The following is a 22265-nucleotide window of genomic DNA, read 5'->3' on the forward strand; positions in this document are numbered from 1 at the left end:
CGGGGGGCGGGCCCACGGTGACGGGGCCGGTCAGGAAGGGGCCGAGCGTTTCCAGGATGTCGGCTCGGCGGTCTTCGCTGAGGATGTTGACCCGGCCGGCCTCCCTGTCGTACCAGGCGATGTTCCTGCCGTCCTTCCGGCAGACGTACAGCCGCTCCTGGCCGTGGCTCCAGGTCGGCACGACGCGCAGTCCGTTCATGCACCATCACCCCATGACCATGGGAACAGGCGGGTGCTCCAGGGGCAAGAAGGCGGTTACCTTTGGAGGGAGTTGGGCATGCCCCAGGGACGCGGTTGGGGAGGCGCCGTTGCGGACCCGCAGGAAGCAAGCCGACGTACCGGCTCCGGACAGCCCGTGGAGCGAGATCGTGCCCGGCCTGTGGATGGGCGGGCACGAGTTCCGCGGGCGGAGCGGGCAGCGGGAGTTCGCGGTGGTACGGGGCGAGTTCGATCTCGTCCAGACCTTGTTGCGGCTGCCCGGACACGGACCGGACCGGGGCGTCCAGCACCATGTGTGGCCGATCCCCGACGGGCCGCTGGACGGCACCCAGCTCGCCGGGGTGATGCGGCTGGCGCAGGCGGCCGGTGAGGCGCTGGACGAGGGGCGTTCGGTGCTGGTCCGCTGCTGGCACGGATACAACCGATCGGGCCTGGTCGTCGCCCACGCGCTGGTGCGCCGGGGCCACTCGCCCGACGAGGCGATCGGGCTGATACGGTCGCGGCGCTCGCCCTGGGCCCTGCACAACGAGCTGTTCGTCGAGTACCTGCGGGCGGGCCTGCCGACGGCCCGGCTGCTGGAGGAGCTGGCCGAGTAATCGTTTCTCCAGCCGCTCCCCCGGCCGCCGGCCCCGGCGCCACCGAACGACCTCAGCACTACCTTTGAGCCACCCCCGCACCACCGCTGAGCCACCCCGACCGGCCCCCTTGCCGGTCCCTGACCGGCGCCCGCCCGGTACGCAAAAAGGACTTCCCTACGAATAAGGTGTACGGGGCCGACCGTCACCGTGATCCCAGGAGCCCCGTGCCGCACCCCCGCCCCCGCCGTACCGCCCTCGCCCTGGCGGCCGTCGCCCTGCTGGCGTCGGCGACCGCGGCCTGCGGCGACGCCGGCGGGCTGAAGGGGGCCGGGAAGACCCCGACCGCGGTCAGCCCGGAGAAACTGTGGCCGGACCTGCCCGCGGCATCGAGCCCGGCGTTCGACATCGACGAGGTGAACATCCAGGTCGTCAAGGGTGTCGCCGTCCCCGGCGACGACATCCACCGGGTGGACCCGGTCGAGGTCGTACGGCGGGAGATCGCCGCGCACCCGGACGAGTACGACGGCTCCGCGGCGCCGTACCGCGAGACGTCCCGCCTGATGGCCGACTGCGACGAGAGCGGCGCCGAGCGTAAGCCGTGCCCTGTCCTGCGGCCGTACTACCGCGACCTGACCGGTGACGGGCGCGACGAACTGACCCTGGGCTTTCGGCAGCTGCCCGGCGACCTGACGGCCGTGCGTGTCTACACGGTCGAGGAGCACCGGCTGGTGCAGGTCATGGGCTGGGAGGACGCCGTGAGCGCGGTCGAGCTGGCGGGGCGGTCGGTGATCATCCGTTCGCCGTCCGAGGTCGCCGGGTACGAGTACCGCCTCCAGTGGACCTGGGCCGCGGACCAGAAGGCGATGCTGCTCACCCACGACGAGATGGTGCGGACCACCGAGGGCGGGCGAGCCTCATCGGCCGCTCGCCGTGAAGGCCGCCGTCTTCATCACGGTGATGTGCTGCGCGCTCACCGCGCTCCTCGGCGTCCTCGTGCACGTCTCGGTGACGCACCAGACCGTCGGCGAGGCCCGCGATCTCGCGCTGTCCCGGCTGGAGGACGCGACCACGGCGTTCGAGGCCGGGGACACCCTCCGCCTCGGCGCCGAGGTGGACCCGCCGGGGCTGCCCGCGGCGCTGCGCAGGCTCGCGGTGACCGGGAAGCGCGGCACGATGGTCGCCGAGCACCGGGGGCGGCCGACGATGTGGGCGGCCGGTCCCGCCGACGGTGAGAGGGCCCTGGCGGTGGCCGTCGACTACCGGCAGAGCGCCCGTACCATCGAGGCCCTGGACAACGCGATCCTGTGGTCGTCGGTCCTGGCGATCGGGGCGACCCTGCTGGTCGGGGCGTTCGCGGTGACCCGGGTGACCCGGCGGTTGCACGCCACCGCGCGGGTGGCCCGGCGGATCAGCGCGGGTGATCTGGACGCGCGCGTGGACGATCCACGCACCAAGGATCCGACCCGTCCGCAGGACGAGGTGGCCGTGGTCGCCGTCGCGCTGGACTCGATGGCGTCCTCGCTCCAGGGCAAGCTGCTGAGCGAGCAGCGCTTCACCGCCGATGTGGCCCACGAGCTGCGCACCCCGCTGACCGGGCTGCACGCGGCGGCCGAGCTGCTGCCGCCGGGCCGGCCGACGGAGCTGGTGCGCGACCGGGTGGCCGCCCTGCGCACGCTCACCGAGGACCTGCTGGAGATCTCCCGCCTGGACACCGGAGGCGAGCGGCTGGAGCTGGACACCGAGAGCCTGGAGGCCGTGGCCCGCCGGGTGGTGCGGGCGGCGGCGGGCTCGCCGGGTGGCACCCCGGGTGCCGGTACCGGTACCGAGGTCAGGGTCGTACGGGAGTCCCTGGTCGAGACCGATCGGCGGCGGCTGGAGCGGGTGCTCGGCAACCTCGTCGCCAACGCGCGTCTGCACGGGCGGGCGCCGGTGGTGCTGACGGTGAACGGGCCGGTGGTGACCGTACGGGACCACGGGGACGGCTACCCGGAGTACCTGACGGCGCACGGGCCACAGCGGTTCCGTACCGAGGGGGGCGCGAAGGGGCACGGCCTCGGGCTGACGATCGCCGCCGGTCAGGCGGAGGTGCTGGGCGCCCGTCTGACGTTCGCCAACGCGCCGGACGGCGGCGCGGTGGCCACGCTGACGCTGCCTCACACGCCGCCCGCCGGGGCGGGCCCGCGCGAGGGGGCCACGTCCTCCACCGGGGACGGTCTCCCCGATGGCGCAGCGTGACGGGCGACCGGCCACGAGCCCTCCTAATGTGGCGGTAAGTCAGCTCCGCCCCCTTTTCGGAGGTCTCCGATGTCCCTGCGCTCCGCCCTGACCCGGTTCGCCATAGCCGGTGCCGCCTGCGCCCTCGCCGCCGCGGCCGCCGTCACCCCCGCCACCGCGAGCGAGGGCGGCCAGGGCGGCACCGGCCGCCAGGCCCCGCGCCTCTACAAGGGCGTCGTGACGGCGAGCCAACTGCTGCTGCGCAGCGCGCCGAACCGTGGCGGCAAGGTGGTCCGCGTCGCCTTCCGCAACGACATCGTCACCGTCTACTGCCGGACCACCGGCCAGAAGATCGACGGCAACGCGCAGTGGTACCTCCTGACGGACGGCGCGTGGGCCTACGGCTCGGCGCGCTACATCCGCGACCTGGGCCCCACGCCACGCCGCTGCTGACACCGAAGAGTCACCTGAGATCCACCAAGGCTCACAAGGAGCCCCATTTGGGTAAGTTCCGGACATGATGCACGCCGGAGCCGAAGTCATCGCCCCGACGGCGGACGCGCCGGCCCCCGTGGCACGCCTGCCCAGGCGCCGCGGCGTCGAGCTGTCCCTGATCGTCCTGGCCGTCCTGCTGTCCGTGTTCGGCTACTGCGCCGTCGGGCTCGCCAGGAACGGGAGCGTCCCGCCCGGCGCCGCCGGTTACGGTGCCGGGCTCGGCGTGCTCGCGCTGCTGGCGCATCTGACGGTCCGGCTGCGCGCCCCGTACGCCGATCCGCTGCTGCTGCCCATCGGGGTGCTGCTCAACGGGATCGGGCTGGTGCTGATCTACCGGCTGGACCTGGAGACCCCCGGCGACCGGGCGGCGCCCACCCAACTGGTGTGGTCGACCCTGGGCGTGGCCCTGTTCGTCTTCGTGGTGGCCGCGCTGCGCGACCACCGGGTGCTCCAGCGGTACGCGTACGTGTGCGTGGCCGCCGCGCTGGTCCTGCTGACGCTCCCGATCCTCTTCCCGGCGGTCAACGGTGCCCGGATCTGGATCAGGATCGCCGGGTTCTCCATCCAGCCGGGCGAGTTCGCGAAGGTGCTGCTCGCGGTGTTCTTCGCGGCGTACCTGGCGGCCAACCGCACGGCGCTCGCCCACGCGGGCCGCCGGATCTGGTTCATGCAGCTGCCGACCGGCCGGGTCCTCGGGCCGGTCGTCGCGATCTGGCTGCTGAGTGTCGGCGTACTCGTCCTCGAACGTGACCTCGGCACCTCGCTGCTCTTCTTCGGCCTCTTCGTGGTGATGCTGTACGTGGCGACCGGCCGCATCGGCTGGACCGCGGTCGGGCTGCTGCTGGCCTCGCTGGGCGCGGCCGCCGTCGGCCGGCTGGAGCCGCACGTGCACAGCCGGGTCGAGGACTGGCTGCACCCGTTCGCGTCGATCGCCGCGGGCGAGGGGCCCAACCAGCTCGCGCAGTCCCTGTTCTCCTTCGCGGCCGGCGGCACCTTCGGCACCGGTCTCGGACTCGGCCACTCCGTCCTGATCGGCTTCGCCGTCAAGTCGGACTTCATCCTGGCGACGGCCGGTGAGGAACTCGGCCTGGCGGGACTGTCCGCGCTGTTCCTGCTGTACGGACTTCTGGTGGAGCGCGGCTACCGGGCCGGGCTGGCCCTGCGCGACCCCTTCGGCCGGCTGCTGGCGGTCGGGCTCGCCTCGATCTGGGCGCTCCAGGTGTTCGTGATCGCCGGCGGGGTGACCGGCCTGATCCCGCTGACCGGCATGGCGATGCCGTTCCTGGCGCAGGGCGGCTCGTCGGTGGTCACCAACTGGGCGATCGTGGCGCTGCTGATCCGCATCAGCGACTCGGCCCGGCGTCAGTACGACGGGAAGGCCGCGCCGTGAGCAGGCCGGAGGTTCCCGCACCCGCGGCACCGCCGAGCGGCGAAGCCGAACCCCCGCGACCCGAGGTGACGTCCCTGTGATGACCCGGCACATCCGCCAGGCCGCCGTCTTCTGCGCCCTCCTCCTGGTGGCCCTGCTCGTCAACGCCGCCCGCATCCAGGTCGTCCGGTCCGAGTCCTACGACGACAACCCGGCCAACCGGCGCGCCGTCATCGCCCGCTACGGCCAGCCCCGCGGGGACATCCTGGTCGAGGACGTGCCCGTCACCGGCTCCCGGGACACCAGGGAGCAGCTGCGCTACGAACGGACGTATCTCAACGGGCCGTTGTACGCGCCGGTGACGGGCTTCGCCTCGCAGGTGTACGGGACGACGTTCCTGGAGCACGCGCACGACGGTGTCCTCTCCGGCACGGACCCCCGGCTGTCGCCGCTGCCGCTGTGGAACGACGTCACCCGGTCCCTGCCCGCCGGCGGGCACGTGGTGACGACCCTGAACCCGCGGGCCCAGCGGGCGGCGTACGAGGGGCTGGCCGGCCGCAAGGGCGCGGTGGCGGCGGTGGAGCCGTCGACGGGACGGATCCTGGCGCTGGTGTCGGCGCCGTCGTACGATCCCGCCGCGCTGTCGGGGAACGGGCCGGGGGTCGAGCGGGAGTGGGCGCGGCTGAACTCCGATCCGGACCGGCCGATGCTGAACCGGGCGGTGCGCCAGACGTATCCGCCGGGGTCGACGTTCAAGGTGGTCACCGCGGCGGCGGCGCTGGACGCGGGCGTGATCAGGGATCTGGACGCGCCGACCGGCTCGCCCGCGCCGTACCGGCTGCCCGGCACGACGACGCTGCTGACGAACGGCGGCGAAGGCTGTGAGGACGCCCCGCTGCGGGAGGCGTTCATGTGGTCGTGCAACACGGTGTTCGCGAAACTCGGCGTGGACGTGGGGCTCACCGACATGGTGGGCACGGCGGAGGCGTTCGGATTCAACGCGGCCGGCGTACGGATTCCGTTCGCCGTCGCGCGGAGCACCTTCGACACCTCCCTGGACCGGGCGCAGCTGGCCCTGTCCTCGATCGGGCAGTACAACACGCGGGCCACGCCGCTGCAGATGGCGATGGTCTCGGCGGCCGTCGCCAACGGCGGGCAGTTGCGCACGCCGTACCTGGTGGAGCGGACGACGCGGAGAGGCGGGGCGACCGTCGCCACGGCCGGTTCGCGCACGGTGCGGCAGGTGGTGCGGCCGTCGACCGCGCGGCGGCTGCGGGAGCTGATGGCGGACGTGGTGCGCGAGGGGACCGGCAGGAACGCCGCGATCCCGGGCGCGACCGTCGGCGGCAAGACCGGCACCGCCCAGCACGGCATCGGCAACGCCGGGACGCCGTACGCCTGGTTCGTCTCCTGGGCGCAGGGCGGCCGGGACCTGGAGCCGAGGGTGGCGGTCGCGGTGGTGGTGGAGGACTCCGCGGCGAAGCGGAGGGACATCACCGGGGGTGGTCTCGCGGCGCCGATCGCCCGCTCGGTGATGGAGGCGGTGCTCACCCCGTGAGACGGGGGCTTCCCGGACCGGACAGGTGCGTCCTACCGTGCGCCCATGACTGACGCAGCCGCCGCCTCGCCCGCCTTCGAACTCGCCCAGGTCAACATCTCCCGCCTCAAGTTCCCGCTGGACTCACCGGAGTTGAAGGACTTCGTGGACGCCCTCGATCCCGTCAACGCCGACGCGGAAGCCGCGGACGGCTATGTGTGGCGGCTCCAGTCGGAGGAGGGCAACGCCACCGACGTCCCGGTCTTCGGCGACGACTGGCTGATCGTCAACCTGACGATGTGGCGGGACGCGAACGCCCTGACCACGTACATGTACCAGGGCCGCCACCGCGAGATGCTCGCCCGCCGGCGCGAGTGGTTCGACCGGGTCCAGGAGGCGATGACGGCCCTGTGGTGGGTGCCCGCGGGCCACCGCCCGACCGTCGCCGAGGCCGAGGCCCGCCTCCTGCACCTGCGCACGCACGGCCCGACGCCGTACGCCTTCACCCTGCGGACGTCCTTCCCCGCGCAGGGCGCGGAGCCGGTCGCCTTCGAGGTGCCCGAGGATCTGGGGTGCTCGGTCTAGGGCGTGTCTCGAAAGTAGCGTCGCCTGCCCGAAGGGCAGGCCGGGCGGCGTCCGGTGCGTGCGATCGCAAGGCGGAGGATCATCCCGATACTGGTTGTATCGGGATGATCCCGACAACGCGGCGAGCGTGCGTGCCAGGCGTCGCCCAGCAGGCGGGACTTTCGAAACAGCCCTAGGGCCCTGCCGCCGCTACGGCAGCCTCAGCCGGACCGGGCGGGGTGGGGCGTCCGTGGCCGCGGTCCATCTCGTTGCCCGCGGCAGCGCAGGGCGCCGCGTACGCATGCGCGTCCGCGGACTCACGAAGACCGGACTCCCGTCGATCAGCTCCGTATGCGGAGGGAGATCGGGGAGACCTTCGAGATCGTCCGCCGTCCAGCCCTCGGCGGGCGGGGCCACTCACCGTCCTCGTCCAGCCCGTGCTCACGTGCGGCGCCCATGGTCACTGCCCTATCGGAAGCCTGGCGGACGCGGTCGGCCCACCCAGCTGACCCGGCGATCGGCCGCGCCATCGAACGCGTGCGGCGCAATCCGTTGACGCACAGGGATTGACGAGCTTGCTGACAGGCAGTCTCATAAGAGGCGTTGGACGAGCGAACCACCGGTAACCCCCGCACGACCCGAACGCGACCCGTACACGCCCCCGCACGACGAGGTGGATCAGTCATGACGACCCTGACGGAAGCCGACGCGCTGGACGGCCTGCGCGACGCGCTCGGGCTGCTCAAGGACCGGGAGCAGGTGGCCGAGCGGCTGCTCGCCTCTTCCGCCAAGCACTCCTTCGACCCGGACTCCGAACTCGACTGGGACGCGCCCTTCGAGGAGGGCAAGTGGTTCTGGCCGCCGGAGCTGGTGTCGCTGTACGACACACCGCTGTGGAAGAGGATGGGCGAGGAGCAGCGCATCCTGCTGTCCCAGCACGAGGCCGCCGCCCTCGCCTCGCTCGGCATCTGGTTCGAGATCATCCTCATGCAGCTGCTGTGCCGGCACATCTACGACAAGGCGGCGACGAGCGCGCACGTGCGGTACGCGCTCACCGAGATCGAGGACGAGTGCCGGCACTCGAAGATGTTCGCCCGGCTGATCGCGCAGGGCGGCACCCCCTGGTACCCGGTGAGCCGCGCCCACCAGCACCTCGGCCGTCTGTTCAAGACGATCTCCACCACGCCCGGCTCCTTCACGGCCACGCTGCTCGGCGAGGAGGTCCTCGACTGGATGCAGCGGCTGACCTTCCCCGACGAGCGGGTCCAGACGCTGATCCGGGGCGTCACCCGCATCCACGTGGTGGAGGAGGCCCGGCACGTGCGGTACGCCCGCGAGGAGCTGCGCCGGCAGATGGTGACCGCCCCGAGGTGGTCGCAGGAGTTCACGCGGGTGACCTCCGGCGAGTTCGCCCGGGTGTTCTCGGTGGCCTTCGTGAACCCGGACGTCTACACCAACGTCGGCCTGGACAAACGGGAGGCGCTCGCCCAGGTCAAGGCCAGCGGCCACCGCCGCGAGGTCATGCAGACCGGCTCGAAGCGCCTGACGGACTTCCTCGACGACATCGGCGTGCTGCGCGGGGTGGGCCGGCGGCTGTGGAAGTCCTCCGGCCTGCTGGCCTAGGCACGCACAGGCAGGCCGAAGGAGGCACGGGCGGGCACGGGCGGGCACGGGCGCGGGGCGGGCGATTACGCTGCACGTCATGAGTCCCGCCGCCCCCGCCTACCGTCGCCTCAGTGTCGAGGAGCGCCGCAGCCAGCTGCTGGAGGCGGCCCTGTCGCTGTTCGCGCACCGCGTCCCCGAGGACGTCTCGCTGGACGACGTGGCCGAGGCCGCCGGGGTCTCCCGGCCTCTGGTGTACCGGTACTTCCCCGGCGGCAAACAGCAGCTGTACGAGGCCGCGCTGCGCACCGCCGCCGACGAACTCCGGCACTGCTTCGACGAGCCCCACGAGGGCCCGCCGTTCCCCCGGCTGGCCCGCGCCCTGGACCGCTACCTCACCTTCGTCGCCCGGCACGACGCCGGCTTCAGCGCCCTCCTCCAGGGCGGCAGCGTCGTCGAGACCTCCCGGACGACCGCCATCGTGGACGGCGTACGGCGGGCCGCGGCCGAGCACATCTACAGCCACCTTGGCGTGGCCGAGCCCGGACCGCGGCTGCGGATGACCGTCCGGATGTGGATCACCGCAGTGGAAGCGGCCTCGCTGATCTGGCTCGACGAGGACAAGCAGCCGCCCGCCGAGGAGCTGCGGGACTGGCTGGTGGACCAGTTCGTCGCCGTCCTCTCGGTGACCGCGGCGCGCGACGCCCAGACCGCCGAGCTGGTCCGTGGTGCGCTCGCGGCGGAGACCTGATCGACACTGGTGGCGTGAAGAGCGAAGACACCCCCTTCGAGGGCGGCCCGATGGACGGCCGTGTCCTCCCCGTACTGCTGGGCCCGACCGGTCACCCGCCGAAGACGTACCGCATCCCGGTGCCGGACGCGGCCGGCGGCCCGCCCTCCGTCCTGGTCTACCGCCGCGTCCCGCGCGGGCACGGCGGGAAGCTCGGTCTGCAACGGGGCTGGAAGTACGCGTACGACCCCGAGGGCAAGAAGGACAGCCGGCTGAAGTGGCCGTGGTCGAAGCCGGACACCGGTCCCGGTGCCACGCCGGACGGCAAGCGGGACGACGCCGACGGGTGACGTCGTTGGGCCGAACCGCTCACACCCGGCGCGCGCAGTCCTCCCGCACACCTGATGCTCGCCGTGCGGGGCGGAGGGGCCGCCCCCGCACCGGAGGTGATGACGTGTCAGGAAGGCTGCCGGGCTTGCTGGGCATGGTCTGTACGACGGCGCTGGCCGCGCAGGCCCTGCTGACCCCCGGGACCGCCGCGGCCGAACCGCCGGCGTCCGGCGAGCGGCCGGTGGCCGCACTGCTGACGGATCTTCAGAAGCTGTACCGGCAGGCCGAGCAGGCCACCGAGACCTACAACGCGACCGAGGAGAAGCTGAAGGAACGCCGGGCCGAGGCCGAGCGCCTCACCGCCGCCCTGGCCAGGACCCGTCTCTCCCTCCAGGAGAGCCGGGGCGCGGCCGGCCGGCTGGCCCGCCAGCAGTACCAGACCAGCACCGACATCTCCCCCTACCTGCGGCTGCTGCTCGCCCGCGACCCGCAGCACGCCCTCGACCAGGGCCAGGTGATCGGCCGGCTGGCGCGCGAGCGCGTGGAGACGGTGGGGCGGCTGGAGGGCAGCGAACGCAAGGCCGACGGCCTGGCCCGCCGCGCCCGCGCCGCCCTCGACGAGCAACTCACCCTCACCGAACGCAGGAAGAAGGAACGCGACGCCGTACGCCGCCGGCTGGACGACGTGGAGAAACTCCTCGCCTCCCTCACTCCCGACCAGCTCACGGCCCTCGCCCGCCTCGAACGCGACGGCGTCGCCGAGGCCCAGGAGAAGATCATGGACTCGGGAGTGCTGAGCGACGACCGCAATCCGTCGACGCAGGGCGACCGGGCGGTGCGCTACGCCGTACGCCAACTCGGCAAACCGTACGAGTGGGGAGCCGAGGGCCCGAAGTCCTACGACTGCTCGGGCCTGACCTCCGAGGCCTGGCGGGCCGCCGGCTCCCCCATCCCCCGCACCAGCCAGGAACAGTGGGCCGAGCTGAAGCACATCCCCCTGACCGAACTACGTCCCGGCGACCTCGTCATCTACTTCCCCGAGGCCACTCACGTGGCGATCTACCTGGGCGAGGGCAGTGTGGTCCAGGCGCCGAGAGCCGGCGAGGAGATCAAGGTCTCCCCGATCGCCGCCAACCCGATCCTCGGAGCCGTACGCCCGGACCCGTCACGGCCGGCGAAGCTCTAGGCTCCGGCCACCGAACCCAGGTACGCCGCCGTTTTGTCCGGCTCGTAGAAGAAGTTCTCGAAGTCGGCGGGGTCGTTGAAGCCGTTGGCGAAGCGGTCGGCCACCGGCTGGAGCCGGCCGGCCGCGCCGATGAGGTTGAGGATGTGCTCCGGCGGCGGGGACAGCATCGCGTTCGTCCACTTGGTGACGTGCTGGGCCGTGTCCCAGTAGCGGTCGAAGGTCGCCCGCATCCACGCCTCGTCGAACTCCTTCTCGCCCTGTTCGAGGATCGAGGCGAGGTAGGAGGCCGCACACTTGGACGCGGAGTTGGAGCCCTGGCCGGTGATCGGGTCGTTGGCCACGACCACGTCGGCGACGCCGAGCACGAGGCCACCGCCGGGCAGCCGGCCGACGGGGTTGCGGACGGTCGGGGCGTAGCGGCCGGCGAGCGTGCCGCCGGCGTCGGTCAGTTCGACCTTGGTGGCCCGCGCGTACTCCCAGGGGAGGAACGTCTCCATGAGTTCGAGCGTCAGGGCGAGGTGCTCGGCCGGGTCCTTGACGCCGTTGAAGACGTCCAGCGGGCCGCCGGGGATGCCCTCCCAGAACAGGATGTCGGCGCGGCCGGAGGTGGTGAACGTCGGCATGATGAACATCTCGCCGACGCCCGGCACCAGGTTGCAGCGGACGGCCTCCATGTCCGGGTGCTCCGGGCGGGGGCCGAGGCCGTGGACGTACGCCACCGCGAGGGCGCGCTGCGGCTCGCTGTACGGGGAGCGGGAGGCGTCGCGGCCGAACATCTGCACCAGCTCGCCCTTGCCCGCGGAGACGAGGACGAGGTCGTAGGCGCGGGAGAAGTAGTCGAGGTCGGAGACCGCCGCGCCGTGGATCACCAGCTGGCCGCCGCGCTGTGCGAACGTCTCCATCCAGCCGGCCATCTTCACGCGCTGGTCGACGGACTGCGCGTAGCCGTCGAGGCTGCCCACCCAGTCGATGGCGCGCTGGGCCGGGCCGGGGTCGTGCGAGCCGGGGGCCGCCACCGAGACGCCGAGTCCCTCGATCTTGGGGGCCTGCTGCTCCCAGAAGTTCAGCTGGAGGTCGCGCTCGTGCTGAAGGGCGGTGTGGAACATGCACTGCGTCGACATCACCCGGCCGGCGCGGATCTCGTCCGCGGTCCGGTTGGACATCAGGGTGACCTCGTACCCGTGCGACTGGAGGCCGAGGGCGAGCTGGAGACCGGACTGGCCGGCTCCGACGACGAGTATCTTCCGCATGCGGGGCTGTCTCCTACTCGGGGGTTTCGTCGAGCGCGTGGCCCACCAGGGCCAGGAGGGTCTCGATCACGGAGATCCGGCGACGCGCATCCATGATCATGACAGGTATGTGGGCCGGGACGGTGAGCGCCTCCCGTACGTCCTCCGGCTCGAACCGCTCGCTGTCGTCGAAGTGGTTGACGGCCACGACGTACGGCAGCCCGCAGCTCTCGAAGTAGTCGAGCGCGGGGAAGCAGTCCTTGAGCCGGCGGGTGTCGGCGAGGACGACGGCGCCGATCGCGCCGCGCACCAGGTCGTCCCACATGAACCAGAACCGCTGCTGGCCCGGCGTGCCGAACAGGTAGAGCACCAGGTCGTCGTCGAGCGTGAGGCGGCCGTAGTCCATGGCGACCGTGGTGGTGACCTTGTCCGGGGTGCCGGTCAGGTCGTCGGTCTCCTCGCTGGCCTCGGTCATCAGCGCCTCGGTCTGGAGGGGCGTGATCTCCGAGACGGTGCCGACGAGGGTGGTCTTGCCGACGCCGAAGCCGCCGGCGATCACGATCTTCGTGGCGACGGGGGCCCGGGTACGGTCCGTCTGCCAGGACTTCAGCTCCTCGTCCGGCTCGTCGAGGAGTGGGGAGACACCGAACGGGATGTCGGCGTCAGAGACGACGGAGTCCACTCAGCACCCTTTCCAGCAGAGCGCGGTCGGGACGGCCCGAACCGTGACCGGTCCCGGTGCCGTACACACGGATCTTTCCCTGGTCCGCGAGATCGCTGAGGAGTACCCGGACCACACCGAGCGGCATCCTCAGCAAAGCGGCGATCTCGGCCACCGTGCGCATCCGGCGGCACAGTTCGACGATGGCCCACATCTCCGGCATCACCCGGGTGGAGAGGGAACCGTTCGTCAGTTCCTTGCGCTCCTCGGGCGCCCCGAGTTCGCCCGTGGTCGCCACGAACGTCTCGACGAGGAGGACGTGACCGAAGCGGGTACGGCCGCCGGTCAGCGAGTAGGGACGGACGCGGGCCGGCATGGGGGTCCCCCCGCTGGAGCGGAGCCGAGAGTGGGGGAGGTCGCCGCCCCGCACGGGGAGCTGCTGCCTGCGGTTCTTCGGCGCCGTACTCATCGGCTGCTCCCTGCGGTCTCCGATTCCAGGGATTTGCGCAGCTCGGTGCGGAGTTCGGGGGTCAGGACGTGTCCGGCCCTGCCCACGAACAGCGCCATGTGGTAGGCCACCACGTTCATGTCGCAGTCGGCGGAGCCGTGCACACCGAGCAGCGAGCCGTCACTGATCGACATCACGAAGAGGCTGCCCTCGTCCATGGCGACCATCGTGTGCTTCACACCGCCGAACTCCATGAGCTTGGCGGCGCCGATGGTGAGGCTGCCGATGCCGGACACGATGGCGGCCAGATCGGCGGCGGAACCGCGCGGGCCGGCGGGTTTGGCTTCCACGGACCGGCGGGCCGCGTCATTGCGGCCAGGGTCCGAGGAGAGCAGGAGGAGACCGTCGGAGGAGACGACGGCGACGGACTGGATGCCCGGGACTTCCTCCACCAGGTTGGTCAACAACCAGTGCAGGTTACGGGCTTCACTGCTCAGACCGAAGGTACTGGGCGCGGTCAACTGCTTGCCTCCTCCACTGTGCCCCCCGTGTCTTGTGCGGCGTGTGCGTGTGCTTCTTGGGGTGAGGGGACCTTGCTCTGGCCCGTCTGCTCGGCGATCTCCGCCTCCACGTCGCGGTAGCCGGCCTCCGCCCCCCGGCGGAAGCCACCGAGGCGGCGGCGGAGGGCGTCGGCGTCCACGGATCCGCTCCGCCGGCGGGGGGCCGGGGTGGATGAGGTCAGTCTGGGGGTGCGCTTGGGGAGCCCTTTGTCGGTGACGATCTCCTCCGAGGCGTCGGGGGTGCGGGTGTGCTCCGCGTCGTCCTCGGCCTCCTCCTCAGCGCCTGCGGGCGCTGAGGCCGGGGCGGCGGCTTCGGTGGCCGCCGTCTCGTGTCCCGCGTCCGGCTCCGGGGCCGTTGCCGGTGCCGGCTGTTCCAGCTGCGCTTCCGGCTCCGCCTCCGCCGGAATCAGGAGTTCCATCGTCGTCTCGGCCGGAGTCTCCGGTTCCGCCGCCTGTACGGCCCGCTCGGCGGCCTCGACCAGGGGGTCGCCGCCGGGTTTCGGGCGGCCGGGCAGGACGTTGGAGTTGGCCTCCGCGTCCGCGCCGGGGAGCGAGAAGGTGAGCGTGCCGGAGGCCGGGGCGGACGCGGGGACCGCGGCGGCCGGCGAGGTGGCGAGCAGGGGCGTCGGGAGGACGACGACGGCCGCGATCCCGCCCTGCTTCTGCTCGCGCAGCTGCACACGCACGCCGTGCCGGTGGGCGAGCCGCGCCACGACGTAGAGGCCGAGGCCGAGACCCTCCTCGTCCTCCTGCTCGTACGGCGTGTCCGGGGCGAACGCGGTGAGGCGGGCGTTGAGGCCGGTCAGACGCTCCTCGGTCATGCCGATGCCCTCGTCCTGGACGGAGAGCATGACCTCGCCGTTCTCCAGGAGCCAGCCGGAGACCTCGACGGGCAGGTCCGGCGGGGAGAACGAGGTGGCGTTCTCCAGAAGTTCGGCCAGGAGGTGGCTCAGGTCGTCGGCGGCGAAGCCGGCCACGTGCGCGTGCGGGGGCAGCGCGGAGATGCGTACGCGCTCGTAGCGCTCGATCTCGCTGACCGCGGCGCGCACGACGTCGACCAGCGGGATGGGGCCGGCGTGCTGCTGGACGTGTTCTGTGCCGGCCAGGACCAGGAGGTTCTCGCTGTGCCGGCGCATGACGGTGGCGAAGTGGTCGAGCTTGAAGAGGGTGGCCAGCCGGTCGGGGTCCTGCTCGCGCTCCTCCAGGCCCTCGATGACCGCGAGCTGGCGTTCGACGAGGCCCAGGGTACGCAGCGAGAGGTTGACGAAGGTGCCGCCGATGCTGCCGCGCAGCCGTTCCAGCTGGGCGGCGGAGTCGGCGAGTTCGGAGCGCAGTTCCTCGCGGGCGTCGGCCATCCGCTGGCGCTGTCCGACGAGGTGCTTGCGGTCGGACTCCAGGGTGGTGACGCGCTCGTGGAGCGCGGCGGCGTGCTCGTGCAGGGCGTTCACGGAGCGGACGACCTGGGCGAACTCGTCGTTGCGGCCGGTGAACCGGACGGGCTCCTCCGCCGCCGGGTTCTCGGCGCCGGCCAGCCGGGCGGAGCCGATGCGCAGGACGGCCAGCGGGCGGGTGAGGCTGCGGGCCATGGCGGTGGCGATGCCTATGGCCAGCAGGATCAGCGCGCCGAGCAGGGCGATGCGGATCTCCAGCGCGGTGACGTCGTCGTCGCGCAGCTGGGCGAGGTCCTTGGTGCGGCGGTCGTAGAGGGAGGACTCGGCGCCGCGCATCAGCTCGACGCGGGCGGCCAGCGCGGCGTCGAGCTTCTTGGTGCTGGTGCCGAGGTCGTCGTCGCTCAGTTCCGGCTGGTCGGTGAGGGACGCCAGGTATTTCTCGGCGCTCTCGACGTCGCCGCCGGTGACCGTGGAGTCGTAGGAGTCGACGGCGGCCTCGGGCGCGTTCTCCCGGAAGGCGCCCAGAGAGACGTCGGAGCGCAGGCGGGCCTGCTGGGCGGCGGCCGTCAGGGCGTCGCGCCGTTCCGTGTCGGCGTCGGAGGAGACCTTCTCGGTGGAGGTCTCGCCGGTGACGGGGTCGTAGACGCTCTCGGTGGAGGTCGGCACGTTCAGCGCGGCGAGCAGCAGTCCGCGGGTCGCGGCGGCCTGCTGGACGGCGGTGTCCAGTTCGGCCAGGGCGTACGCGCCGGAGCCCGCGCGGGGCGGCATCTGCTCGGCGAGCAGCTCGGCCAGGCCGTGCAGCGCGGTGATGGCCTCGGAGTAGGCCTGGTGGGCCTGGAGCGCGGTGCTCCGGCCGGTGAGGGCCTCCTGGCGCACGGTCGCGATGCCCTCGAGGTCCTTGCGGAGCGCGGTGGGCGTGTCGGTGTCGGCGGTCAGCTCGCGCACCTGCCGGTCCACGCGGGCGCTGCCCTCCGGGGAGGGCGCTCTGGCCTTGGTCCGGCCGGCCGCGACGTAGACGGTGACCTCGTCGCGTTCGTCGGCGAGTGCCTGGGCGAGCGCGAGCGCGTCCTGGGTCTGCTCGGCGAGGGTGACCAGGTCCTGGGAGTCCTTCAACTGCCCGGAGGCGTCGAGGACGGAGGGCGCGCCCGCGACGGCGATGGTGGCGGCGACGACTGCCACCGCGACGATCAGCCGGTTGCGTACGTGGGTGGGGCGGCCCTTGCCGACAGGGGTGCGCTCCGCGCCCCCCTCGGAGGCCGTCCTGCTGCCTGGGCGCCGAGGCCGCGTCTTCTGCACCGGTGCTCGCATTCCTGACTCGTTTACCCATGGGCCGGATGACACACCGTCAACTGACGTGTCCTGTCCGGTACGGTTCCCGACCCTCCCAGTGCCGGTGGGCAGGGGTCGCGCATCGCATGCCCCGCCACCCGAAGGAGTGAACATCGGAGGAGAGTTGGCGGGCAAGTTTCTCCGGTGCGGGCGACGGCCGTACCCGGTGGGCCGGTTGGACGTGAGCGGCAGCCTTTGGCAGTATTCGCCGCCACGTCTTCCCGGAGCGCTTCATTCCCGCCCAAAACAGGCGTCTGACCTGCGCGGGTGCACCGCCCCGGCGAATGTCGCCGGCCTTTCGCGGAGGGCGTGAAGGGGTCGTGCAGACTGGCTGGATGCGTACGGAACTTGTGTCGGAGCCCGGTGATCGCGGCCGGCCCAACGAGGACTTCGCGAGTGTCGGACTTCCCGCCTCCGGACAGGGCGGTTCGCTGGTTCTCCTGGACGGGGTGACGCCGCCCCCGCACGGCTCGGGCTGCCTGCATTCGGTTCCGTGGTTCACGGCACGGCTGGGCGGCGCCCTGACCGAACTGACCGTTTCCCTCCCGGATGTTCCCCTGGCCGAGACGCTGAGCCGCGCCCTCACCCGTACCGCCGAGGCGCACGCCGGAACCTGTGACCTTTCTCACCCGCGCACCCCGCAGGCAACCGTGGTCGTGGCCCGCTGGTCGCCGGAGACGGTCGACTACCTGGTGCTGTCCGACTCGGCTCTCCTGCTGGCATCCCCGGACGGCACGGTCACGGCGGTGCGCGACGACCGCCTCGACCTCGTGCCGCGGGCCCTGCTCGCCAGCGCGGAGATCTGCGACTCCCGCGCCCGCAACAGGGAAGGCGGTTTCTTCACGGCCGCCGCGGACCCGTCGGTGGCGGCCCGCGCGGTGACCGGCTCCGTCCCGCGCGGGAGCGTGGCCTCCCTGGCCGCCCTGAGCGACGGGGTCACCCGCTGGGTGGAGACGTTCCGCGAGGGTGACTGGACGGACCTGTTCGCCTTCGTCGCCGGGCAGGGTGCGCGGGCGGTGGTGGAGCGGGTCCGGGAGCTGGAACGGGGGGACGCGGAGCGGGTGTTCCTGGGGCGGGCCAAGACGCACGACGACGCCACGGCCGTGTACGTGGAGCTGTGAGCCCCGGTCCGGGGGCCGCCCGCGCCTACTTGGCCATTCCCTGGTTCAGCTCGTGCAGCAGCCGGGCCAGTTCAAAGACCTCGCCGCGGTCCCAGTGGGCGAGCTGGCTGACGTACCGGGCGCGGCGCGCCTCGCGGACGCGGCCGACCCGGGTGCGGCCCTCCTCGGTCAGGTCGACCAGCCAGGCGCGCCCGTCGGCCGGGTCGGGTTCGCGGGCGATGAGTCCGAGCTGTTCCAGGGCGCGCAGCTGGCGGGACATGGTCGCCTTGCCGACGCCGATGTAGGCGGCCAGCTCGGTCGCGCGCTGGCGGCCCAGCTCCTCCAGCCGGACGAGGAGGCCGTAGGCGGCGGACTCCAGATCGGGATGGACCTCGCGGGCCATCTCGCCCTGGTTGGCGCGGGCCCGGCGCAGCAGCACCGTCAGCTCCCGCTCCAGGGAGAGGAACTCCCGGTCCACACCGCTCGGCGAGGCCGGGGATCCGCTCCCGCGTCCTTCGCCGTTTCCGTCCTCGTGCACGTCAGCACTCCTGATCCGGTTTTCCCGCGCTGGACGTTCTTCGCCCGTTCACGCCATGGCCGCAGCTCCTCAAGTATTTCGCAGCCCCGGACCTCCGGCGGCTTCCGGGGCGCCTTCCCCGGCCCGCGTTCTCCGTGCGCGCGGTCCGGTGCCGCTGAGGCGCGCGGCCGCGCGCGGGGGAAGGCCCGGGTCTCCCTCACGAGAACCCGGGCCTTCCGCCGTCCGGCGGCGTCCGTCACGCCGCCACCGGAACCTCCGGCGCGGCCCCGTTCGTCGCCGGGGACAGCGCCAGCTCCAGGACCTGGCGGACGTCCGTGACGGCGTGGACGTCGAGCTTGTCCAGCACCTCCGCCGGGACGTCGTCCAGGTCGGCCTCGTTGCGCTTGGGGATGACGACGGTCGTCACGCCCGCCCGGTGCGCGGCGAGCAGCTTCTGCTTCACCCCGCCGATGGGCAGGACACGGCCGGTCAGGGAGACCTCGCCGGTCATCGCCACGTCGGTGCGGACGAGCCGTCCGCTCAGCAGCGACGCCAGGGCGGTCGTCATCGTGACGCCCGCGCTCGGGCCGTCCTTGGGCACCGCGCCCGCCGGGAAGTGGATGTGCACGCCCCGGTCCTTCAGGTCGGCGACCGGCAGTTCCAGTTCGGCGCCGTGGGAGCGCAGGAAGCTCAGCGCGATCTGCGCCGACTCCTTCATCACGTCACCGAGCTGACCGGTCAGGGTCAGTCCCGCGGCGCCCGTCTCCGGGTCGGCGAGGGACGCCTCGACGAACAGGACGTCACCGCCGGCGCCGGTGACCGCGAGCCCGGTCGCGACACCCGGTACGGCCGTGCGCCGCTCGGCCGGGTCCTGGGCGGACTCGGGCACGTGGTGCGGGCGGCCGATCAGGTCCCGCAGGTGTTCCTCTCGGACGGTGAACGGCAGCTCCCGCTCGGCCAGTTCGTGCTGGGCGGCGATCTTGCGCAGGAGCCGGGCGATGGACCGCTCCAGGGTGCGCACGCCGGCCTCGCGCGTGTACTCGCCGGCCAGCTTGCGCAGCGCGCTCTCGTCGAGGGTCACCTCGTCCTTGGCGAGCCCCGCCCGCTCCAGCTGGCGCGGGAGCAGGTGGTCACGGGCGATGACGACCTTCTCGTCCTCGGTGTAGCCGTCGAGGCGGACCAGCTCCATCCGGTCGAGCAGGGCCTCCGGGATGGCCTCCAGGACGTTGGCCGTGGCGAGGAAGACGACGTCGCTCAGGTCCAGTTCCACCTCCAGGTAGTGGTCCCGGAAGGTGTGGTTCTGCGCCGGGTCCAGCACCTCCAGCAGGGCCGCCGCCGGGTCGCCCCGGAAGTCGGAGCCGACCTTGTCGATCTCGTCGAGCAGGACCACCGGGTTCATGGCCCCGGCCTCCTTGATCGCCCGCACGATCCGGCCGGGCAGCGCGCCGACGTACGTACGGCGGTGGCCGCGGATCTCCGCCTCGTCGCGCACGCCGCCGAGGGCGACGCGGACGAACTTGCGGCCCATGGCGTGGGCGACGGACTCGCCGAGGCTGGTCTTGCCGACGCCGGGCGGGCCGACGAGCGCGAGCACGGCACCGCCGCGCCGCCCGCCGACGACGCCGAGACCCCGGTCGCTGCGGCGCTTGCGCACCGCGAGGTACTCGGTGATCCGCTCCTTCACGTCGTCCAGGCCGGCGTGCTCGGCGTCCAGGATCGCCTTGGCGCCCCGGATGTCGTAGACGTCCTCGGTCCGCTCGCTCCACGGGAGTTCGAGGACGGTGTCCAGCCAGGTGCGGATCCAGGAGCCCTCGGGGGACTGGTCGCTGGACCGCTCCAGCTTGTCGACCTCCTTGAGGGCTGCCTCGCGGACCTTCTCGGGCAGGTCGGCGGCCTCGACACGCGCGCGGTAGTCGTCGGACTCCTCGCCCTGCTCCTCGCCGTTGAGGTCGCGCAGTTCCTTGCGGACGGCGTCCAGCTGGCGGCGGAGCAGGAACTCGCGCTGCTGCTTGTCGACGCCCTCCTGGACGTCCTTGGCGATGGTCTCGGCGACGTCCTGTTCGGCGAGGTGGTCGCGCAGTTGCCGGGTGGCGGCCTTGAGCCGGGCGACCGGGTCGGCGGTCTCCAGCAGTTCCACCTTCTGCGCGGTGGTCAGGAAGGGCGAGTAGCCGGAGTTGTCGGCGAGGGCGGAGACGTCCTCGATGGCCTGGACCCGGTCGACGACCTGCCAGGCGCCGCGCTTGCGCAGCCAGGCGGTGGCGAGTGCCTTGTACTCCTTGACGAGCTCGGTGACATGGCCGGGCAGGGGATCGGGCGCGCTCTCGTCGATCCTCGTCCCCTCGACCCACAGCGCGGCACCGGGGCCGGTGGTGCCGGCGCCGATCTTCACGCGGCCACGGCCGCGGATGAGGGCGCCCGGATCGCCGTCGGCCAGCCGGCCGACCTGCTCGACCGTGCCCAGCACGCCGGTGCTCGCGTACGCCCCGTCGATGCGGGGGACCAGGAGGACCCGGGGCTTGCCGGGCTCGGACCGGGTGGCGGCCTGCGCGGCCTCTACCGCGGCGCGTACGTCGTTGTCGTTGAGGTCGAGCGGAACCACCATCCCGGGCAGCACGACCTCGTCGTCGAGCGGCAGCACGGGCAGGGTGAGCGGTGTGGACGGCGCGGACTCAGCAGCCATGATCTCCCCTTAGGCAGTCAAGTTGAGTTATGCCGACTCAATGCACGTGAGCCTCGCGTTGTTCCCCGACCCGGCCGCCGTTCGCTGTCAGCGATCACATCTGCCGCCACCGACGTACCGCCGCATAGAGTTCCCGTAACAGGCAGATAGCCGTAGAGACCATTACGGGAGACTTCGTGGACGGCGTCGTACGGGCGTGGGTGGACGGCTGGGTCCTGTCGCGCGGGGCCGCGCCGCCGGTGCGGGAGCCGTGGGGCTTCACGGTGGACGTGGGGCAGTCGGCGCACGTGTCCCGGCATGTCCTGGCGGCGGTCGGTGACGGCGTCGAGGAGGAGACCGTGCGCAAGGTCGCGCACGGCGTGACCGCGACCGGCGTGTGGGTGAAGGTGTTCCAGCACCCCGCGCTGGTCGGAGGCTGGCTCGGGGAGGGCTGGTGGGTGGATCCGGAGCCGGGCTGGCTGATGACGGTTGCGCTGCCGGCCCGGGCGGGGCACACGCGCGTGCCCGACGGCTACCGCCTGCGGCGCTGGACGCGCGGCGGCGTCACCCGCCTCCTGGTCACCACCCCCGACGGCTCCTTCGCGGCCCGCGGCCAGGTCGCACCGACCGGCGCCACCGCGGTCTTCGACCAGATCGAGACCGCGCCCGAGCACCAGCGCCGCGGCCTGGGCAGCCTGGTCATGCGCACCCTGGCGGAGACGGCCGCGTCCGAGGGCGCGGAGACGGGCGTCCTGGCCGGCACCCCGGCGGGCCGGGCCCTGTACGAGTCACTGGACTGGACGGTGACAGCACCGCTGACCAGCGCGAAGTTCACGGGCGACGGCCGGGGCACGGACTAGCCGGTCAGCCGCTCGTCCCGGTGGCCTCCGCCGCTGACCGTCGCCGTACCCACGGCCATGTCCCGACGCCGATCGCCAGGGCCATCAGGTGGCCCCAGTTGCTCAGCGGGTCGGTCAGCGCGAGGAGGTCCTGGAGGAGCAGTCCGCCGAACACCGCTAGCAGCGCCCGGCGCAGCCAGGGCGTCAGCAGGCCGGCCAGCGCGCCGACGCTCGCGGCGACGCCGAAGCTGATGCCGTAGTCGAGGCGGTGCAGCGAGCTGTCCGGGAGATGGCCCACGAGGACGGCCAGGCCGACGGGGATCTCGGTCGCCAGGGTGGCCAGCACATGCCCGAGCAGGAAGACGCCGGCCGCGCGGACGCCGCCGACGCGCCGTTCCAGCGCGGTGAGGACCAGCAGGAAACCGAGCACGAACGGCGACGCGATCCCGCCGGCCACCCACAGCGCGCTCGCCGCCAGCACCGGTACCGGGGCGCTCAGCAGATGCGTCACATCGGTGCTGGAGTTCTCGTGCAGGACACGCACGAGAGCGGTGTCCGCGTGGGCGGTGACGTACGAGGTGAAGGCCAGGACGACGGCGTAGAAGAAGGTGAAGGGGGTGCCGGTGGGGGTGGGCAGCAGGTGCCAGGGGCGCAGCCGATGGCCCTGGGGCCCGGGTCCTGACGGGATCACCGGGGCGGGGCCCGGTG

Annotated in this window: 20 protein-coding genes and 3 pseudogenes; 13 read left to right on the forward strand and 10 right to left on the reverse strand. The window is 72.5% G+C overall.

The window, feature by feature from the left end:
- Nucleotides 1–199 (reverse strand): annotated as a pseudogene (locus tag P1P75_RS24745) (NERD domain-containing protein); the annotation flags it as partial.
- A gap of 109 nt (nt 200–308) precedes the next feature.
- Between P1P75_RS24745 and P1P75_RS24750 the strand changes: the two are divergent.
- The 7 genes and pseudogenes from P1P75_RS24750 (at nt 309) to P1P75_RS24780 (ending at nt 6997) form a co-directional block, all read left to right on the forward strand.
- Nucleotides 309–815, forward strand: coding sequence for a protein phosphatase (locus P1P75_RS24750; RefSeq protein ID WP_319258921.1), 507 nt, complete (start codon nt 309–311; stop codon nt 813–815).
- A gap of 206 nt (nt 816–1021) precedes the next feature.
- Nucleotides 1022–1731: pseudogene (locus tag P1P75_RS24755) on the forward strand (hypothetical protein).
- Between the two features lie 23 nt (nt 1732–1754).
- Nucleotides 1755–3032 carry a HAMP domain-containing sensor histidine kinase gene (locus tag P1P75_RS24760; protein WP_319258956.1) on the forward strand — a complete coding sequence of 426 codons (1278 nt, stop codon included), beginning with the start codon at nt 1755–1757 and terminating at the stop codon, nt 3030–3032.
- A 69-nt stretch (nt 3033–3101) separates the two neighbouring features.
- A complete protein-coding gene (locus tag P1P75_RS24765; RefSeq protein WP_319258923.1) occupies nt 3102–3464 on the forward strand; it encodes an SH3 domain-containing protein in 363 nt (120 codons plus the stop codon).
- 64 nt (nt 3465–3528) lie between these two features.
- Nucleotides 3529–4896, forward strand: coding sequence for an FtsW/RodA/SpoVE family cell cycle protein (locus P1P75_RS24770; protein WP_319258925.1), 1368 nt, complete (start codon nt 3529–3531; stop codon nt 4894–4896).
- Nucleotides 4897–4975: 79 nt separating this feature from the next.
- Entirely contained in the window at nt 4976–6433 is a 1458-nt protein-coding gene (locus tag P1P75_RS24775) for a penicillin-binding protein 2 (protein ID WP_319258927.1), read from the forward strand.
- A gap of 45 nt (nt 6434–6478) precedes the next feature.
- On the forward strand, nt 6479–6997 hold the full coding sequence (locus P1P75_RS24780) for a DUF3291 domain-containing protein (RefSeq protein ID WP_319258929.1): 519 nt from the start codon (nt 6479–6481) through the stop codon (nt 6995–6997).
- A gap of 285 nt (nt 6998–7282) precedes the next feature.
- Here P1P75_RS24780 and P1P75_RS24785 read toward each other — a convergent pair.
- A pseudogene (locus tag P1P75_RS24785) lies at nt 7283–7393 on the reverse strand (Uma2 family endonuclease); the annotation flags it as partial.
- Between the two features lie 267 nt (nt 7394–7660).
- On the opposite strand from P1P75_RS24785, the gene P1P75_RS24790 reads away from it, so the two are divergent.
- From P1P75_RS24790 to P1P75_RS24805, 4 genes are all read left to right on the forward strand, one after another.
- Nucleotides 7661–8599 carry a diiron oxygenase gene (locus P1P75_RS24790; protein ID WP_319258931.1) on the forward strand — a complete coding sequence of 313 codons (939 nt, stop codon included), beginning with the start codon at nt 7661–7663 and terminating at the stop codon, nt 8597–8599.
- Between the two features lie 79 nt (nt 8600–8678).
- Nucleotides 8679–9329: a helix-turn-helix domain-containing protein gene (locus tag P1P75_RS24795; protein ID WP_319258933.1), complete on the forward strand. Its 651-nt coding sequence runs from the start codon at nt 8679–8681 to the stop codon at nt 9327–9329.
- A gap of 14 nt (nt 9330–9343) precedes the next feature.
- Nucleotides 9344–9658 (forward strand): hypothetical protein, encoded by a 315-nt coding sequence (locus P1P75_RS24800; protein ID WP_319258935.1) that lies wholly within the window; start codon nt 9344–9346, stop codon nt 9656–9658.
- 104 nt (nt 9659–9762) lie between these two features.
- The gene (locus P1P75_RS24805; protein WP_319258937.1) at nt 9763–10824 is read left to right on the forward strand and encodes an NlpC/P60 family protein; all 1062 of its coding nucleotides are present in this window, start codon (nt 9763–9765) and stop codon (nt 10822–10824) included.
- On the opposite strand, the gene P1P75_RS24810 is transcribed toward P1P75_RS24805, so the two are convergent.
- From P1P75_RS24810 to P1P75_RS24830, 5 genes are read right to left on the reverse strand one after another with little or no spacing between them, the layout of a single operon-like run.
- Nucleotides 10821–12074, reverse strand: coding sequence for a styrene monooxygenase/indole monooxygenase family protein (locus P1P75_RS24810; protein ID WP_319258939.1), 1254 nt, complete (start codon nt 12072–12074; stop codon nt 10821–10823). The two genes, P1P75_RS24805 and P1P75_RS24810, sit on opposite strands and share 4 nt — an antisense overlap.
- Before the next feature lie 13 nt (nt 12075–12087).
- Nucleotides 12088–12735 (reverse strand): ATP/GTP-binding protein, encoded by a 648-nt coding sequence (locus P1P75_RS24815; protein ID WP_086770523.1) that lies wholly within the window; start codon nt 12733–12735, stop codon nt 12088–12090.
- A complete protein-coding gene (locus tag P1P75_RS24820; RefSeq protein ID WP_319258942.1) occupies nt 12716–13183 on the reverse strand; it encodes a DUF742 domain-containing protein in 468 nt (155 codons plus the stop codon). The genes P1P75_RS24815 and P1P75_RS24820 overlap by 20 nt, the downstream gene beginning before the upstream one ends.
- A complete protein-coding gene (locus P1P75_RS24825; RefSeq protein WP_319258944.1) occupies nt 13180–13683 on the reverse strand; it encodes a roadblock/LC7 domain-containing protein in 504 nt (167 codons plus the stop codon). The genes P1P75_RS24820 and P1P75_RS24825 overlap by 4 nt, the downstream gene beginning before the upstream one ends.
- Nucleotides 13680–16409 carry a nitrate- and nitrite sensing domain-containing protein gene (locus P1P75_RS24830; protein WP_319258946.1) on the reverse strand — a complete coding sequence of 910 codons (2730 nt, stop codon included), beginning with the start codon at nt 16407–16409 and terminating at the stop codon, nt 13680–13682. Before P1P75_RS24830 ends, P1P75_RS24825 begins: the two co-directional genes overlap by 4 nt.
- Nucleotides 16410–16777: 368 nt before the next feature.
- On the opposite strand from P1P75_RS24830, the gene P1P75_RS24835 reads away from it, so the two are divergent.
- The gene (locus tag P1P75_RS24835; protein ID WP_319258948.1) at nt 16778–17563 is read left to right on the forward strand and encodes a protein phosphatase 2C domain-containing protein; all 786 of its coding nucleotides are present in this window, start codon (nt 16778–16780) and stop codon (nt 17561–17563) included.
- A gap of 25 nt (nt 17564–17588) precedes the next feature.
- On the opposite strand, the gene P1P75_RS24840 is transcribed toward P1P75_RS24835, so the two are convergent.
- On the reverse strand, nt 17589–18080 hold the full coding sequence (locus tag P1P75_RS24840; RefSeq protein WP_319258950.1) for a MarR family transcriptional regulator: 492 nt from the start codon (nt 18078–18080) through the stop codon (nt 17589–17591).
- Nucleotides 18081–18315: 235 nt separating this feature from the next.
- Nucleotides 18316–20739, reverse strand: a complete 2424-nt coding sequence (gene lon / locus P1P75_RS24845; protein ID WP_319258952.1) for an endopeptidase La — start codon at nt 20737–20739, stop codon at nt 18316–18318.
- A 176-nt stretch (nt 20740–20915) separates the two neighbouring features.
- Here lon and P1P75_RS24850 point away from each other — a divergent pair, with 176 nt between their 5' ends.
- Nucleotides 20916–21578: a GNAT family N-acetyltransferase gene (locus tag P1P75_RS24850; RefSeq protein ID WP_319258954.1), complete on the forward strand. Its 663-nt coding sequence runs from the start codon at nt 20916–20918 to the stop codon at nt 21576–21578.
- Nucleotides 21579–21582: 4 nt separating this feature from the next.
- On the opposite strand, the gene P1P75_RS24855 is transcribed toward P1P75_RS24850, so the two are convergent.
- Complete coding sequence (locus P1P75_RS24855) at nt 21583–22248, reverse strand: rhomboid-like protein (protein ID WP_319258958.1); 666 nt, start codon at nt 22246–22248, stop codon at nt 21583–21585.
- Nucleotides 22249–22265: the final 17 nt, after the last annotated feature.

Source organism: Streptomyces sp. ID05-39B (assembly GCF_033794725.1).
Lineage (GTDB): Bacteria > Actinomycetota > Actinomycetes > Streptomycetales > Streptomycetaceae > Streptomyces > Streptomyces bobili.